At 69.6% G+C, this 16713-nt stretch carries 13 protein-coding genes; 6 read left to right on the top strand and 7 right to left on the bottom strand.

Annotated elements, in window-relative coordinates; genetic code table 11:
• A partial coding sequence (locus tag J2X36_RS13865; protein ID WP_310350575.1) for an autotransporter-associated beta strand repeat-containing protein occupies positions 1-6955 on the bottom strand: 6955 nt, incomplete at its 3' end.
• Positions 6956-7677: 722 nt separating this feature from the next.
• Here J2X36_RS13865 and J2X36_RS13860 point away from each other — a divergent pair.
• From J2X36_RS13860 to J2X36_RS13845, 4 genes are all read left to right on the top strand, one after another.
• Entirely contained in the window at positions 7678-8496 is an 819-nt protein-coding gene (locus tag J2X36_RS13860) for a 2OG-Fe(II) oxygenase (RefSeq protein WP_310350574.1), read from the top strand.
• A 5-nt stretch (positions 8497-8501) separates the two neighbouring features.
• Positions 8502-9293, top strand: a complete 792-nt coding sequence (locus J2X36_RS13855) for a methyltransferase domain-containing protein (RefSeq protein ID WP_310350572.1) — start codon at positions 8502-8504, stop codon at positions 9291-9293.
• Between the two features lie 153 nt (positions 9294-9446).
• Complete coding sequence (locus J2X36_RS13850; RefSeq protein ID WP_310350570.1) at positions 9447-10820, top strand: B12-binding domain-containing radical SAM protein; 1374 nt, start codon at positions 9447-9449, stop codon at positions 10818-10820.
• The gene (locus J2X36_RS13845; RefSeq protein WP_310350567.1) at positions 10817-12130 is read left to right on the top strand and encodes a B12-binding domain-containing radical SAM protein; all 1314 of its coding nucleotides are present in this window, start codon (positions 10817-10819) and stop codon (positions 12128-12130) included. The genes J2X36_RS13850 and J2X36_RS13845 overlap by 4 nt, the downstream gene beginning before the upstream one ends.
• 35 nt (positions 12131-12165) lie before the next feature.
• On the opposite strand, the gene J2X36_RS13840 is transcribed toward J2X36_RS13845, so the two are convergent.
• Both J2X36_RS13840 and J2X36_RS13835 read right to left on the bottom strand, forming a co-directional pair.
• Complete coding sequence (locus tag J2X36_RS13840; protein ID WP_310350564.1) at positions 12166-12594, bottom strand: hypothetical protein; 429 nt, start codon at positions 12592-12594, stop codon at positions 12166-12168.
• 249 nt (positions 12595-12843) lie between these two features.
• On the bottom strand, positions 12844-13017 hold the full coding sequence (locus tag J2X36_RS13835) for a hypothetical protein (protein WP_165937950.1): 174 nt from the start codon (positions 13015-13017) through the stop codon (positions 12844-12846).
• A gap of 143 nt (positions 13018-13160) precedes the next feature.
• Here J2X36_RS13835 and J2X36_RS13830 point away from each other — a divergent pair, with 143 nt between their 5' ends.
• Positions 13161-13943, top strand: coding sequence for a L,D-transpeptidase (locus J2X36_RS13830; RefSeq protein ID WP_310350561.1), 783 nt, complete (start codon positions 13161-13163; stop codon positions 13941-13943).
• A 33-nt stretch (positions 13944-13976) separates the two neighbouring features.
• On the opposite strand, the gene J2X36_RS13825 is transcribed toward J2X36_RS13830, so the two are convergent.
• Complete coding sequence (locus J2X36_RS13825) at positions 13977-14276, bottom strand: hypothetical protein (protein ID WP_405029785.1); 300 nt, start codon at positions 14274-14276, stop codon at positions 13977-13979.
• Positions 14277-14546: 270 nt separating this feature from the next.
• Positions 14547-14849 carry a hypothetical protein gene (locus tag J2X36_RS13820; protein ID WP_132256064.1) on the bottom strand — a complete coding sequence of 101 codons (303 nt, stop codon included), beginning with the start codon at positions 14847-14849 and terminating at the stop codon, positions 14547-14549.
• 187 nt (positions 14850-15036) lie between these two features.
• Between J2X36_RS13820 and J2X36_RS13815 the strand changes: the two genes are divergently transcribed.
• On the top strand, positions 15037-15393 hold the full coding sequence (locus tag J2X36_RS13815; RefSeq protein WP_310350558.1) for a hypothetical protein: 357 nt from the start codon (positions 15037-15039) through the stop codon (positions 15391-15393).
• A 12-nt stretch (positions 15394-15405) separates the two neighbouring features.
• On the opposite strand, the gene J2X36_RS13810 is transcribed toward J2X36_RS13815, so the two are convergent.
• Together J2X36_RS13810 and J2X36_RS13805 are read right to left on the bottom strand one after the other, a co-directional pair.
• Complete coding sequence (locus J2X36_RS13810) at positions 15406-15981, bottom strand: hypothetical protein (protein WP_310350557.1); 576 nt, start codon at positions 15979-15981, stop codon at positions 15406-15408.
• Positions 15982-16352: 371 nt separating this feature from the next.
• Entirely contained in the window at positions 16353-16613 is a 261-nt protein-coding gene (locus tag J2X36_RS13805) for a DUF6894 family protein (RefSeq protein ID WP_132256061.1), read from the bottom strand.
• Positions 16614-16713: the final 100 nt, after the last annotated feature.

Below are 16713 nucleotides of genomic sequence, written 5' to 3'. Positions count from 1 at the left end.
AGCCGGCGCTGCCGGCATAGCTTCCCGTCAGCGCCAGCCGGTCCGTGGTCAGCCCGTTCTGAAGGCTGATCCGGCCCGTCCCCAGGTTGTTGAAGGTGCCAACCCCGAATGTGCCGCTGTTGGCGTTGCCCTGGGTGATGCTGAGGGTGCCGGCATTGTTGAGGGTGCCGATCCCGCTGACGCTGCTCGATGTCGCGAGGTTGAACAGCCCGCTGTTGTCGAGCTGGCCGATGCTGCCGCCGAGGTTGCCCAGGAGGTCGATCCGGCCGCTGTTGGTGACGGTGGCGGCGTTGAGCGTGCCGCTCGCCGCGAGCGTGCCGCTGTTGTCGAGCGTGCCCGCCCCGAGGCTGCCGCCCGCCATGATCAGGCTGGCGCGGTTGGTGAAGGTGCCGACGCCCGTCAGTGCGTTGCCGTTGAGTGCAACGGTGCCGTCGTTGACGAAGTCGGTGATCGGGCCAGCCAGCGACCCGTTCAGGCCGACGCTTCCGCCGGCGCGGTTGGTGAAGCGCTCGAGACCGTTGAGCGCCCCGCCCGCCGCCGTGACGGTGAACTGGCCGGCATTGTCGATCGCGTCGGTGCCCGCGAGCGTCGAGATCCCTTGGTATGTCCAGGTCGCGCTGTTGTTGATCGTGGTCGTCGAACCCGCCGCGCTCGCGATGTTGCCGAAGAACCTGCCGTTGTTGTTGACGGTGACGGTCCCGCCGCTGTTGCCGAACACGAAGCCGCCGGTGCCGACCGTGCCGGCATTCGTGAAGGTCGCTCCGCCGCCCGCGGCCTGGATCGTCAGGCCGTCCTGAATGAGGCCGTTCGCGCCGTTCTGCGTGGTCGTGTTGCCGCGCAGGTTTAGCAGGCCCTGGACGAGGCCCGTGTTGGTGAAGAGCGGCGTCGTGATGGTCGGCGTGAAGACAGGATCGCCCGAGGCCGCCGGGACGATGAGCGTGCCGCTGTTGGTGAAGGAGGTGGTCGCAGTGCTCGTGCCACCGGCCGTGAAGGTCCCGCTATTGACGGTCGTCGCCGTGTTCAGCGTCGCAGGTGTGCTCTGCGTATAGGTCGCAGCCGCGGCGTTGGTGAAGCTTCCGGCGTTGAGGATGCCGCCGCCGTGGTTGAACGAGCCTGCATTCCCCGCGGTCGGAGTCGTCACGACGCCGGCGAGAAGGTTGAAGGTCGCACCCGCGGTATTCGTCAGAGACGTCGTCGCGTTCAGCGTGCCCGACGAAGTGAAGGTGCCGTTGTTGGTGACGGTCGGCGTGGTCACCAGGCTTCCGGCCTGAAGCGTGGTGGTGCCGTTGTTGGTCAGGTTGCTGCTCCCCGTGATCGAGCCGCCGTTGAGCACGACGAGATTCGTGCCGGCGTCGACCAGGGTCTGCCCGGTGTAGGTACCGGTGCCCCCGAGCTGCAGCGTGCCGCTCCCGACCCGCGTGCGCAGGCCGCCGGCGCCATTCAGGGCCGAATTGATCGTCGCGGTGAGGCCGGCGCCCACGTTGACGAAGGTGCGGGCTGGGTCGGACGCGGAATCGCCGGTCAGGGTGAGCGTGCCGCCCGTGATCACGTAGCCGTCGGTCGTGAATTGCAAGCCTTCGGCCCCGACGGCACCCTGGATCGTCACGGTGCCGGCGGTCCCGCCGAACACGCCGACTTGGTTTCGCCAAGGCCCGTTGACCTCTCCGCCGCTCGCGCTGCCGGGCGTCGCCGCCGCGCCGGTATTGCTGCCGTCGTTGGTCCAGTTCGTGTTCGTCGCGTTCCAGGTTCCGGTCCCGCCCTGAGCGCCCGCGCCGGCCTGCGATCCCGCCGTCACGCCGGTCAGGTCGGCGCCATCCCAGAACTGGACGCTCTGCCCGCCCAGGGAGACCTGTGCGTTGACTTGCGTGGCCCCTCCCGGATTGGCAGCCAGATAGGTCACGGTGCCGGCCGGGCCGACGATGTTGGCTGCCGCGAAATTGCCGGTCACGGTCGCGGCGTCGAAGAGGCGGTAGACGCCGCTGACCGGCGCTCCGGTCAGAGTGAGGGCCGCATTCGTGTTGACGGTCAGGCCGCCGTTGACGACGACGAGGTCGCTCGTCTGGTTGCGGATGCCCGCTGCGCCCGAGAGGTCGAAGAGCGAGGCCGAGCCGGCGGCGAGGGAGAGGTTGCCGCCGATCGTCAGGGTACCCGCGCTTCCGGCGCCGTTGCCGGGAGCGAGCGTACCGCCCGCATTGACGAACACGTTCGCGTCGATGCGACCCGTCGTGGTCGAGGTGGCCGGGAAGGTCGTACCGCCGTTGCCCGATCCCTGCAGCGTGCCGTTCGCGTTGACGTTCACGGTCGCCGTCGGCGCGGCGGTCACGACGTCGCCGAAGCGGCCGTCTACCCGAAGCACGCCCGCGTTCACGTTCACGGTGCCCGTGTAGTTGTTGGTCGCCGTGTTCGACCCGGTCAGCGTAAAGGTGCTCGCGCCCACCTTGTTCAGCGTGCCCGCGCCGGCAAACTGGCCCGCGTAGACGGTGTCGGTCGTCCGGGCCCCGGTCGTGAGCGCGGCGCCGAGGGTGACGAGACCCTGTGCGTTCGCCGTGGCGGCGTTCGCTGCGCCCGCGAGGCTGGCCGCCGTGGGCTGAGCCACGCTCTCGAGTGATCCGATGGTCTCGGCCGAACTGACGAGCAATCGCGCGGTCGCATTGTTGTCGATCAGCACCCGGCCGGTTGCGACCCCGGTCGCGAAGTCCCGGATGGCGTCACCGCTGACCACCTGCAGCGTACCGGCGGCGATGCGGGTGTCGCCCGTGTAGGTGTTGATGCCCCCGAGCTGAAGCGTCCCTGCCCCGACCTTCAGGAGACCGGTCTGCACGCCTGCCGGACTCGCCAGCGGAACGTTGATCTGAGTGGTGTCGCCCGCGCCGATGACGTTGACCGAAGAGAGCACGGTGGTCGGGCCGGCTGCCGGAGCGGTCAGGCCGAAGGCGCCGATGCCGGTGTCGCCGGTCAGGACCAGAGTGCCGCCTGCCGCCGGGGCGAGCACATACCCGGTCTGCTCGAAGTCGAGCCGCTCGAAATTGAGCGGGCCGAGAGACCCGTTCACCGTCACGGTGCCGCCCGGTGCATTCACGCCGGAGGTGTTCGCGACGAAGATCCCGTATCCGCCCTGCCAGACGTCGTTTATGTTGCCCGCATTCCGGGCGTCACCCCAATTCGTGTTGCCCGTGGTCGCGTTGTTGCCCACCCACGTGCCGTCGCCGCCCTGCGCACCCGCTCCCGTTCCCGAGAGGTCGGTGCCGTCCCAGAATTGGGTAAAGCGGCCGCCGCCCGCCGCTCCGCCGATCCGCACGTCGACGCTGCCCGGGCCGTAGATCAGGCGCGCCGCAGAGCCGTTGCCGTCGATGGTGTAGTTCGCGGCCGTCGTTCCGCCGCTGCCCACCGTGAACAGCCGGTAGAGGCCGGCGCCGGCCGCGCCGGTCCCGGTCGCGTTCGTCAGCGTCAGCGTGCCGGCGGCGACGTTCAGCGCGCCGCCGACCTGAATGAGATCGTTCGCACCACCGACGAATCCGGCTTGAGCGAGGTTGAACACGGTGTTGGCGTTGGGGCCGCCGGCACTGGTGACGTTCAGGTTGCCGTTGATCGTCAGGGTTCCCGCGACGGCGGTCGGGGAGGTACCGAGGGCTGCCGAGGGCACCGGACCTGTAGGGGCGATCCCTCCGGCCGAGAGCGTGCCGCCGCCGATCAGGTTGACCGTTCCTGCGATCACTCCGTTGCCGCCCAGCGTCCCGCTATTGGGAGTGCCGTTGCCGAGGCCCACGTTGATGACCGAGCTGTTGGCTACGACAGGCGGAACAGCCAGGGGCTCCGCGACTGGGTTGCCGAACGTGCCGTCGACGAGGAGCGTCCCGCCGGTGACGTTCGTCGTGCCGCTGAACTGGGCGCTGCCCACGTTCGCGCTCGCGATGGTCAGCGTGCCCGCACCGAGCTTCAGCAGTTGAGCCGTCGTGTCGCCGGTGATCACGTTGCCGTTCGCCGCCGAGAAGGTCAGGAACTTGGACCGGTTGATCTCGAGCGTGCTGTTGGAGCCGATCGCAAGGCGGCCGGTGTAGGTTTCCGGTGCGCTGGCCCCCGAATCGGCGATCCGCAGGCGCCCCGAATCGATCTGGAGCGCGTTGCCGTTCGCCACGCTGGTCCGGATCGTGCCGTTGTTGGTCAGGGTCGTGATGCCGGCGAGGGTGCCGGCGATCCGCAGGCCGATCGCGCCCTCAATGATGTTCCCGGTCGCAACGGTGACGCTGTTGGCCGTGTTCGGGCCGGTGAGGAACAGGCCCGCATTGCCCGCGCCTCCCGCCGTGACGTTGCCGTTGGTACTGATCGTCATCACGCCGCTCGGCGCCGTGGCGACGATGCCCGAGCCGTTCGTGGTCGTCACCGGGCCGGCATTGATGGTGACGGCGCCCGTTCCAGCGGTGCTCGCGTTGATGCCGATCGTGCCGGACGTGACCTGCCCGGAGCGCGTCACGAAGATGTCGCCCGCGCCCGCACCGGTCACGCGCGCGTCGATGCCGATGCCGTTCGCGCTCGTCGTCGCGCCAGCCCCCGCGACGGTGATGCCGCCGGTCCCCGAGGCGAGCGCCACAATGCCGCCGGCCGTGCCCGACACGGCGCCTGCGCCCGTGATGGTGAGGAGCCCTGAGCCGGCATTGGAGGCGCCGACGCCGAGACCTTGCGTCGCGATGCCCGCGGCCGCGAAAGCTGCCGTGTAGGTCGGGCTGTTCGGGAATTGTGTTGTGATCGCGCCGTTGCCGGTCGTCGCGCCGCCGAGAGAGACCGTCGCGCCGTTGGCGTTCGCGCCGTTCGTCTGCGCGAGGAATGCGCCGTTCGAGCCTGTCACCACGGTGCCCGCGCCGGTCGTGATGCTGGTCGCGCCCGTACCCTGATTGCCGGCGAACAGCGCGTTGCCCTGGTAGGGGTCGGTCGGATCGATGCCCGCCGCGGTCACGGTGCCGCCGGTGCCGATCGCGATGGTGGCGAGACCGATGCCCGCCGCCGATTGCTGATCCACCACGACGCCGGAAGTGCCGGTCAGAACAGCGGTGTTGCCGAAGGTCTGAGTGGCGTCGCCACCGTTCGTGATCGAGGCGGCTGCGGGCTGGTCGCCGCGCACCGTCACGTTGTTGCCCGCGGTCAGGGTGGCCGCCCCGGAGCCGTTCGCCGTGAGGAGCACGCCCGCGCCGTGGTTCGCGCCGCCCGCGGTGGCGCCGCGTACGGAGACATTGTCCTGCAGGGTGACCGCGGCGCTGCCGGCACCGCTGGTGGTGACGGAGATGGCCGCTCCGGTCGTGCTGGTGACAGGGCCGCCGGCCACGATGCTGACGGAGCCGCCGTTGTCGGTGTTTGCCCGGATGCCGAAGGGGGCACCAGCGACGGTGCCGAGCGCCCCGCCTGCAGCGGTCGTGCCGAGCGTGATCGTGCCGGACCCGGTCTCGGCGAGAATGCCGCTGCCGGCCGTGCCGGTGATGGAGCCGCCCCCGGTGACGGTCAGACTTTGGGCGGTGCCCGGACGGGAGAAGAAGACACCGTCGCCGCCGCCAGTGATCGCGCCCGCGTTGGCGATGGTCCCGCCTGCTCGCGCGAAGACGCCCGACGTCTTCGCATTGACCGAGCCACTCGCGTCGAGCGTCAGGGTTCCCCCGTTCAGCTGCACGCCATCCACATCCCCTGCGGATGACGTCGCCGTGACGGCTCCGGACACGCCAATGCTCGTGCCGCCTCGATCGACGAGAGCGGCCGGGTTGCTGCTGTTGAAGCCGGTTCCAGCCGTGTTCAGGCTCCCGGAGATGATCACGCCGCCGGAAGCGACCTGCACGCCGCCATTGGTGAGAGCACCCGAGAGGGTGGTGGTGCCGGCTCCGGTCTGCGTGATCAGGCCCGTTCCCGAGACGTCGCCCGCATAGGTCAGCGCATTGTTGCGGTTGAAGGCGAGCGTGCCGGCGACGGCGGCATTCCCGACAATCGCGCCCGTGGCGCCTCCGCCGCCGATCTGCAGCGTTGTTCCCCCCGCAACCGTGGTCAGGCCCGTGTAGGTGTTGGCGCCGGTCAGCGTCAGGCCGCCGCCCGCCAGTGTGAGACCGCCGCCCGTACCGGTGGCGTTGCCCGCGTAGGTCGTCGAGCCGCTGGTGATGGTCAGTGTCTTGCCGCCGAGATTCACGCCGCCCGCGCCCGAGAGCGTGGTGACGGAGGTGCCTGCGGGGGTGACGCCTGAGATGTCGAAGGTGCCCGCGACGGCGACACCGCTCGATTGCGCGATCGTGCCGGCGCCCGACAGCGCCAGCGTTCCGCCCGAGATCGTGGTCGCGCCGGTGTAGGTGTTGACGCCCGAGAGAGTCAGCGTACCGGCGCCGTTCTGCTCGACGCCTCCCGTCCCGCCGATGTTGTTGCCGATAGAGATAGTGCCGGCGGTGGCACTGTTGGTGATCCCGGTCCCGCCGAAATCCACATTAGCGCCGGAGATCGAGTAGCTCTGAGCGTCCGCGTTGAACGTCCAGGCGCTTGGCGAAATTGCCGCGGTCACATCGACCGCTCCGACACCAGTACTGGAAAAAATTGCTGAGCTTCCTGCGCCTGTAGGCGCAGCGTTCGTGGTCCAATTCGCGTTGTTGTTGTAGTCGGCCGGTGCACCGGCGCCGATCCAGGTCTGAGCGTTGACCGGACTGGCAGCCCCCATGCCCAGCGGGGCGGCGAGGCTTGCGAGCACGAGCATCGAGCCCGCTGGCAGGCCCTTGGGCTGCAGCGCCGCTACGACCTTCGCGGCCGCCGCGCGCCAGCTCCGGCGGCGCCCAACACGAGCCGCCGGGCGGACCTTGGCGGTGCGCGCCCGCCGCGTCTCGATCAGGCGGGCGAGCAGGGAGGCCGGCGCCTCGACGGCCAGAACGAGGAGGCGAGCCAGCCGCTCCCGCACCAGCCCCGGCGAGGATGCGAGATGCAGGACGGTCGGGCCGTGCATCGGCCGGACGACGATCCCGACGAGCGCCGTGGAGGCATCGAGCGCGCGACGAAGCGGATGCAGCGCGTGACGAGACGCAAGACCGGCTTTAGACATCATTCCCCCAAGCATGCCTGCGGCAGCACGCATGTGTACAATCTTCGCTTGTATTGTTGATTAATGCCTCGCCGCGTTTCGGGCAAATTGGACTGATCTCAAGATCGATCAGTATTGATTTCACAATTTTTGAGACGTTGTCTCTCCCGCGGGCAGCCTTATGGCGTCACGCTGGCTAATATCGAGATGAGGCGCTTTATAAGTCTGATTGTTATGATCGAGTCTGCGCCGCAGGAGAAGCAGATTCCAACTCCTGTGTCGCCTCTCTGCAACAGAATCTCGGGCGACGCGCGCATCGTAGAAACTTGTGAAAATCGAAAGTTGAGGTCGAATTTTGCGAAGAATAAGACCTCGAAGAATGAATTACTGTGCGTTGAATTCGGCAAGAATAGCTTCGGGATGCAACTATTGATTACGGGCTCTACCGAGCCTGGTCGGCCAACCCGGATCGGTGGATGGATGGCGCGCTCTCAAAGCCCCGTCGGGCCGCCCCGAACGGTGTTCCGCTCCTTCCGACCTCAACGCCCTTCGCCGGGCCGGGGCGGAGGCACTTCTGGCCGCGCCTCGGATTGCGGGACGGCGCGCGGCCGCGCTATCCCGCGTGCGGTGGGTGGGACGAAGCCTCGATGACGTTTCTCCGGACGGTTGCCTTCGATGCGGGAGAGGCGGCATCTCACGCGACGGCGCTCGGCCGGCTGCGCGCCGACGAGATCCAAGCGGTCGTGGTGCGCAACGTCCTCGGCCGGGCCGAGTGCGCAGAGATCGTCGCGGATCTGGAGACGAACGCGCAGAACTTCCCGGCCACCGCGTTCCCGGCGCCGTTCCGCTCGTCCTTCTACGGCATGAACCTCAACCTCGCGGATCCGGATCTCGCCGCGTATTTCGCGATGGTCCCCCCGTTCACCGAGAGCCTCGCGGCGCTCATGGCGCCCTATGGCGGCTTCGAGTCGCGGATCACGGGGCTCCTCTCGGCGATCGATGGCGGCCGGCCCTACGGCCCGCCGCCGGGGCCGGGGCGCGCGGGCCCCTACATGGTCACGACCCTTCGCTCGCACCGCGAGGGCGGCTACATCCCGCCGCATTTCGACAACGAGCAGCGCATGCGGCCGAGCTACCGGCATCTCGAGACGCTGGTCGTGGGCGACATCTTCTCCTTCGTCCTCACCCTCTCCAGGGCCGAGCGGGGCGGGATGCTCGAAGTCTTCGACGCGAAGGCCGAGGCGTGGTCCGCCCGGTTCCTCAACCGGGACCGCCCGGCGCCGAAGCCGGACATCGCGACCTTCGCCCGGCACGCCTTCGACGTCGAGGCCGGAACGCTCGTGCTGCTGCGCTCGGGCCGCTACCTCCACCACGTCGCGCCGGTCGGCGGCGCGACCCGGCGCTGGACCGCCTGTTCCTTCATGGCCGAGACGCGGGCGAAGGACGGCGTCTATTGCTGGGGGTAGGGCGGATGGCGCGGGTCCCCGCCTATTTCGACGCGTTCCTCGCGGCGATCGCGGAGGGCGCCCGCATCGACCATGTCCATCTCGGCCACTGGGACGAGCCGGAGCGGGTCGGCCCCGAGGAGGCGCGCGCGACCTTCCCGGCGGCGCAAGCCCGCCTGAGCCAGCACCTCGTGGCCGAACTCGGCATCGCGCCCGGCCACCGGGTGCTCGATGTCGGCTGCGGCTTCGGCGGTACGCTGCGCGCGATGCGGCGCGGCCATCCGGGCGCCGAACTCTACGGCCTCAACATTGATGCCCGCCAACTCGCCGTCGGCCTGCGCGCCGAGGCCTCCCCGGCGAACGCGTCCTGGATCGCCGCCGACGCCTGTCGCCTGCCCTTCGCCGACGCGACGTTCGACCGGCTCCTCTGCGTCGAGGCCGCCTTCCATTTCCCGAGCCGCCTCGGCTTCCTCAGGGAGGCCCACCGCGTCCTGAGCCCCGGCGGCGTCCTCGTCATGAGCGACCTCCTGCTCCGCCAGCCGGCTCTGCCGCCCGCGACGCTCGCGGCCTTCGCCGACAGGCTCGAGCGGGATTACGGCCCCTGGCCGGCGATGTGGGCCACGGACGCGGAGATCGCGCACGATGCGGCGCGCGCAGGGTTCAGCCTTCGGACCCGGGATGCCACGCGGAACACCGGGCCGAGCTATCACGTCGTCGCGCCAAACGGCCGTCCGGGCCTCACGGGCGGCGTCGTGCTGCGCGAGCTGCATCGCAGCAACTGCCTCAGCTACCTCTACCTGCGCCTCGACAAGCGCTGATCGGCCAATTCGTCCGCGCCGGGCCCGAGTTGCGTCGGACCTGCAATGCAGAGGGACGAGGACGAGCCGATCGACAAGTCTCTTGCAATGCCATCACATTGCCCCTCTCCCTCTCGATAGAGTAGGACGGCCTGCCTACCGCCTTCGAGCCCCATGTCCGGATCGAATCCTGCCGCACGGCGCGTCGCGCTCGTCTGCCTGACCCCGCGCCCGGACGCGCAGGAGCTCGGCCCCTTGCGGCTGCCGAGCTTCGGCATCCGGCGCATCCACGCGTCCCTCCTCGCCGATCCCGACCTCTCCGGGATCCGGGTCGCCCTCGTCGACCGGCGGGCCGAGGACGTGGCGGGCTATGTCGAGGAGATCCTCGCCATCGAGCCCGATCTCATCGGCTTCTCGATCTACGTCTGGTCGGCGCCGACCCTGATCGCCGTGGCACGCGCCCTGCGCGAGCGCCGCCCCTCGCTCCCGATCGTGTTCGGCGGTCCCTCCGCGCGCTCGGCCTTCTTCGATCTGGAGCCCTATAGCCCGGCGCTTACTTATCTCGACGCTCTGGTCGAGGGCGACGGCGAGGAGATCATCCAAGACATCGCGAAGCTGCCCGCCTTCTCGCGCGCCACCTTCGAGAGCGTGCGCGGCCTGACCCTGCCCGGAGCCGCGGGCTGGGTCAGGACGGAGAGGCGCCCGCAGATCGCCTCGCTCGACCGCATCGCCTCGCCCTACGCGCACGGGCTGATGCCGCGGGGCGGCGTCGCCTACCTCGAGACGTTCCGCGGCTGCCCCCTGTCCTGCCGCTTCTGCGAGTGGGGCTCGAAGCAGAACACCAAGGCGGCCTTCTCCGCCGAGTACGTCGCCCGCGAGCTCGACGCCTTCCGCCGCCACGAGGCGCCGGCGGTGTTCCTGCTCGATGCGGGCCTCAACCTGAATATCGGCGCGTTCCGCAACTTGCGCTTGGCCAACCAGCGCTCGGGCTTCCTCAAGGAGACGCTGCTCTGGGCCGAGATCTATCCCTCGATCGTGCGCGACGAGCATCTCGCCTTCATCGAGGAGATCGGCACCGCCTATCTCGGCGTCGGCATGCAGTCGATGGATCCGGCGGTGCTGCGGCTGCACGACCGCCCCTCGGATTCACCCCGCTTCGAGGCCGCGGTGCGGGCGCTCGCCCGCGTCACCAACATCGAGCTGCAGATCATCGCCGCGCTGCCCGGCGACACGCCGGAGGGGTTCCGCCGGACGCTCGACTACGCGCTCTCCCTGCCCGCCGCCGTGCGGGTCTACCATTGCCTCGTCCTGCCCGACGCGCTGCTGACCCGAAGCCGGCCGGAATGGGACATCCGCTTCGACCCCGTGACGCTGACCCTGCAATCCTGCGCGGGCTGGAGCGAGGAGGCGGTGGCGCGCACGCGCGCGGAGCTGCGCGCCCGCGCCCTCGCGGCCGGCGGCAAGGCGGGCGAGTTCTGGTGGTCCTTCCCCCGGCAGCAGGAGCGCCAGCCGTCACGCCCCTCCTGGCGCCAGGCCGCCGGGCGGTGAGCGCATTCCGCCCGGGCCGGCGCGTCGCGCTCGTCGCGCAGTACCCGGAGCGCGATCCGGCGATGCCGAGCTTCGTGCCCAATCTCGGCCTGCGCATGGTCGAAGCCTCGATCCGCGCGGCCGGATTCCCCGATCTCGCCTGCCGGACCTGGGATCTGACGGGCGGCGAGGCGGGCGCCATCGCCCGCGAGATCCTGGCCTTCGACCCCGACATCGTCGGCTTCTCGGCCTATCTCTGGTCGCTGCCCTTCCTCTGCCGGGTCGCGCGGCTGATCAAGGAGGACGATCCCCGGCGCCTCGTCGTGTTCGGCGGCCCTTCGGCACGCCCGGTGATGTTCGCCAAGCCCCCCTTCTCGGGCTTCCGCGATGCGATCGACCTCCTCGTGATCAACGAGGGCGAGGAGACATTCCGCGAGGTCGTGTCCCTCACGGAGCGAACCCCGGTCGGGCTCGGCGCCCTGCGCGGTGTCGCCGTCAAGGACGGCCCAGGCTGGCGCGAGACCCCGGCCCGCCCGCTCGCCGATCTCGACAGCCTCGCCTCGCCCTACGCCCTCGGCCTCGTCCAGCACGGCGGGCTCGGCGTGCTGCAGACCTATCGGGGCTGCCCCTTCACCTGCTCGTTCTGCGAGTGGGGCACGATGGAATCGCCCAAGCGCGTCCGCGCGGTCGATCACCTCGACCGGGAGTTCGCCGCCATCGCGCGCCACGACGTCTACGCCGCCCTGCTCGTCGATGCGGGGCTCAACCTCAACCGCAACGCCTTCCTCAACCTGAAGCGGGCCGCGGAGGAGAGCGGCTTCTTCGAGACGCACGGCCTGATCTGCGAGGTCTATCCGGCGGCGGTCCGCCAGGAGCACCTGGATTTCCTCGCCTCGGTCAGCAACGCCTATGTCGGGATCGGCCTGCAGAGCTTCGACAGCGCGGTCCTCGCCCATGTCGACCGCAGCTACGACGAGCGGCGCTTCGACGAGACCTTCGGCAAGCTCGATGCGGTGGCGAGCCTCGCGGTCGAGATCATCCTCGGCCTGCCCGGCGACAATCCGGAGACCTTCCGGCGCAATTTCGAGCGCGCGCGCCGGCTCCCGTGCGCCCTGCGCGTCTATCACTGCGTCGTGCTGCCCTCGGGGCTGATGGTCCGCTCGCCGCCCGAGCACCGGCTCGACTACGATCCCGTCTCGCTCAAGATGCGCTCCTGCACCGGCTGGAGCGAGGCGGCCCTGGAGGCCGAGTGCCGGTTCCTGACCCGCCAGGCGACGCTCAGCGGCGGCCGCACCGGCGAGTTCTTCTGGACCTTCCCGCCGCCGCGCTGAAGCGTGGCCGCCGGGCTGAAGCGCGGCCGCCGGGCTCAGCGCGCCTTCTTCGTCTCGGCCGGCTTGATGCTGCCCGTCTCCGCCACGCGGTCCCGGGCCTGATCCAAGCGCTTCTTGAGGCTGGCCGTATCGCGCTGGGCAGCGGCGAGCTGCGCCTTCGCGGCCTCGCGCGCGGCGACCGCCTGGCCGAGTTCCTCCCGCAATCCCGCGAGCTTCTCCTGGCCGCTGCGCGCGATCTCGGCATTGGCCTGCTCGACCTGCCGGAGGCTCGCCGTCAGGCGCCCGCGATCCGCCTGCAGGAGCTCGACCTGCTCCGCGAGATCGCGCTGCGACCAGGCCTTGCCGGCGAAGGCGCCCCAGCCCGCGAGGGCCGCGAGCCCGAGAACGGCCGCAACCGCCGTCGTGGCATCCAGGCGGACCAGGGCGGCATGCGCCCAATGGGGGAGGGCGGGTAAGCGCCTCATGTAGAACTCCACAGCCATGCTCTCGGCAAGCAACAGGATCGGCCGATCAGCATCGGGAGAATGACGCGACAGGATTAAGGGAGGCTTACGGACCGGATGAGACGCCCGGAATTACTTCGCGGAACCGGTCCTTTGTCCGACCGAAGACGCTCGGACGTCCGATGCGACGGCGCGCGATTCTCGCGGCCGGGCCGCTTCGACAGGTTCGTCAACGCAGGCAGCCATCCTCGGCGCCGCGCCACCGGCCGATCAGCCGAGGACCAGCCAACAGGCCAATTCGGCCGTCAGCGCACCCATCGTGCAGGCCGCGATGAAGGCCCGGTCCGACACGAACGCGACGGGCGATGCCGCGATCCGTCCCGCTTCGAGCCGCCAGGACCGGGACAGCGGCAAGGATCGAGGGATGTACACGCGCGCCTCCATCGTTCGCCCACTCCGAAGGGAGTACGGGTTGCGCCGCTCGAAGGTTTCAGGCCTGTTCGGGAATGTGCACGGTCCGCTGCCGGAACCGCCCGAGCGTAGCGAGGCGGAGGCGGACCTTCGGCGTGGGATGCGGGAGGCGGTCCATGACACAGGCTCTACGGGGTCCGGGCATCGGTCGAGGCGCGGCAGGCGGCCTCGGGCGCCTCGCGGCAGGTCTCCTCCTCGGCTTGTCGCTGCCTCTCGCCGCCGCCGCCGAGGTCGTCATCCGGATCGACAAGGCGGGTCAGCGGATGTCCGTGTCGGTGAACGGCCAGGAGCGACACCTCTGGCCCGTATCGACCGGCGCCTCCGGCTACGACACGCCGAGCGGCACCTTTCGGCCCTCGCGCATGAGCCGGCACCATCTCTCGCGGGAATGGGACAACGCGCCGATGCCCTACGCGATCTTCTTCACCGCCGAAGGACACGCGATCCACGGGACGAACCAGAGCCGGCATCTCGGGCGGCCCGCCTCGCACGGCTGCATCCGACTCTCACCCGGGAATGCCAGCCGCCTGTTCGCCCTCGTCGGAGCGGAGGGGCTGGCGAACACGCAGGTGGTGGTGGAGGGCGAGGACGGGCTGATCGCGAGCCGCGGTCCGGGCATCGATCCGCTGGCGGCGCTTCAGCAATCGGCCGCGGCGCGAGCCCGGTGGCAAACGGACGGGACGAGCCTCGGCGGTGGGGCCGGCTCGGCGCGGGCGCCGAAGGCGAGCGCGCCGGAGGGCCTGGCGCCTGCGGCGGCACCTGCCCCGACGGTCGAGGCCGCCGTCGGTGCGGCGCCCGCCCCCTCGGTCCCCGCGCCTGTTCCCGAGCGCGACACCGTGCTCGGGAAGCTGCTCGACCGGGGCGCGAAGATGGCGAGGCCGATCTGCACGGCGTGCTGAGCAGGGCCGGGAACGGCCCGCCCGGGGATCGGCTCAGTAGCCGTATTCGTAGGGGCCGGGTCCGTAATAGCCGTAGGCCGGAGCCGGATAATAGTAGCGGGGCGCCTGGGACGCCGCGATCGCGCCGCCGATGATGCCGAGCGCCGCACCCGCGGCGAGCGCACCGCCCACGCCGGGGCCGCGGCGATAGCCGTGATGGCGATGGCCGCGATAGACGTAGCCGTTGTGATAGCCGCCCCGGTAACCCGGGCGCGCTTCCGCCGCCGGCGCGACGAGCAGGGACCCTGCGAAGGCCGCCGCGACGGCCGAAAGAGCCAATTTCCTCACGATCATTCCCTTCCTGCAAATCACGGCCGGATCAGAGCGTTGCTCCGCTGAACCGAGGCTGAACCTCGGACGATCCTGTTGAGCCATCGTTTCCGTCCGGTCGATTGCTGCGGGCAGCGTGAAGGAAGCGCAAATCGATCATCTCACCTTCTAGCCTTTGCTGAGGAGTTGCCCGGCCGGGCGCCGCCCCGCGGCAGCGATCACGCTGGCTCGCCCGCGATGACTGGCTCGGCCGCACCCGTTCCCGCGCCGCGACCGGACGGCGGCCGGGCCGGCTCACTCCTCCGGCGTCAGGGTCGACACGAAGGCATTGCCCAGGCGCGTCGTCGACCTGACCGTCGCGGAGGGCTCGATCCGCGCGATGATCTGCGATCCGTCCCCGTTGCAGAACATTTCCTTGATGTCCGCTTCGCCGAGCCCGAGGTCGCGCGCCAGCAGGTCGTTCACGACGGCGAAGTTCTCCTCCGTGTCGATCGTGAAGCCGAGCGACCGGTGGGGCTTGTAGAACAGCACCCGGTCGCCCGGGCACAGGAACCCCTTGATCGTCTCGAAATCGTAGGTCGGTTCACGCGCCAGCAACCTGCGAACCTCCAGCGTTGTCGAAAGCGTTATCGAAGCGGCGGGTTTGTTGCCGCGGCTCGGACCGACGTCAATGAGCGGTGACGCATGAATCCGAGCTGAGCCATTACTCGACATGAAAACGTAATGGGGCTCAACGCCTTGTGCCGTTCGATGTAAGGTCGTTCGCAAGGAGGCTTTTTCCTGGATGAGCAACAGTCAGAAACCGCTGCCCGAGCAACTCGACACGGTGGCCGAGCTGACGGCAAGGCTCGCCGATCAGGCGATGGCCGAGATGATGTCGCAGCGTGCCGTGTCGGATCGAACGGTCCGGTCCCTCGCGGACGGCGTGCTGCTGCTCGATCAGCATGCCCATCCCATCCCGCGCCTCGCCCTCGACCTGCTCATGCGCATCCACGGCGAGCGCTTCGCCGAGGGGGCGGCCGCGGCGGACGATCCCGTTCCCGAGGCGGGCGGTCACGAGCCGCGCCGCGACGGGGAATTGGGCCCCGGTCGCAAGGTCCTCAAGCTGTTCCGCTCGTTCCGCGCGAAGGGCCGCCCCTGAGAGCGGCCGGGATCAGGGGCCCGGCTTCTGCGCGTCGACGAGGCCGAGACCGCGCAGGATGTCTCCGAGCGGGCCGGCGAGGGCGACGGGCTGAGGAGCCGGCGCCGCCTGCGGCTCGTCCGCTTGCTTCTCCGCTTGCTTCGCGGCCGGCTGCACGGAGGCGACGGGCTTGCGCCCCGGCGCCTTGCGCGCGGCGTGGGCGGAAGGCGCGCGCTTCACCGGCAGGGCCGAGGGACCCGGCTCCCGCTTCAGGGCGGCATCCTGCACGAGAGGCAGATGAGCGGGCGTCTGCGGCCCGGAGGTCGAGGCCGCTGCCGACTGAACGAGGGTTCCGGTCGTCGCGGGCTCTGCCGAAGCGGGCATCGTCGGGGGAGGAGCGGCCTCGGCGCGCAGGCTCGGCTCGGGCTTCAGCCGGGCGGGCGGGTCGCTCCAGGCGCGGGCGGCGAGCGGTGCGGCGGCGACCGAGACGGCCGCGCTTCCCGGAGCGGCGCCGGCTCCCGGACCCGTGAGCGAGGCCGTGCGCGATCCCGCCGTCAGAACGAGCGCGGACAGGGCAGAGGCGCCGAGTATCGCGAAGCTCATCTTCATGATGGGACAACTCAAGGCCAAGCTTTCACGTTCCGTATTCGGTACTCTTCCGGACGCCCGACGAGCGAACGTCACGGCTCTAACCTCGGAACGGCCTGGGCCTCGGCTTCGGGATGGGGACGATCTGCCCGCTGATCGGATCGAGGATGGTCGCGCTCATCTCTGGTGTCCTGTCGCGTGATCGTTGGATCACAGGACGAAAAGGTAACCGGAGGGTTGAGACAGAAGGGACGTGCCGGGGATAACTCAGCCAGTACGGGACCCTACGGAGGGAACGAAGGGACGATCTTCGTTCCGGTCTCGGCCTTCTGATCGGCAGCCCACGAGGCTCGCGCGCGGCGTAGACGGCGTGGCGGCGAAGGCGATCCGCCTCAGGCGGCCGATCTCAGCGCGCTGCGCGCCCGCTCGATGGCGCCCAGCTGGATATGGCAGGAGAGGACGGATCGTTTCTCGTCGTCGAGGATCTCGATGCGCAGAGGGCGGCCGAGGTAGCGGTGCGGTTGATCCGCCGCCACTTCGCACAGGGTCCGCAACGCTTCGCCCAGGGCAGCGTCGTGGTCCGCGCATTCCGTTCCTTCGTCGTCGCTGATCAAGAATTCAGGATCCAAAAATTCAAAGAAATACAGGGCCATTGATTGACCTTTCTGCCAAACAGCTTGATGTGGAGGGAACCTGAACGCGGACACGCGACGAATCAGGTGCCGAAGTCATCTTATGAAGTATGTTAAGACG

The sequence above is a fragment of the Methylobacterium sp. BE186 genome (assembly GCF_031457035.1).
GTDB lineage: Bacteria > Pseudomonadota > Alphaproteobacteria > Rhizobiales > Beijerinckiaceae > Methylobacterium > Methylobacterium segetis.
The sequence above is the reverse complement of the archived record's forward strand: the minus strand, read 5'-3'. Positions and strand labels throughout refer to the sequence as shown.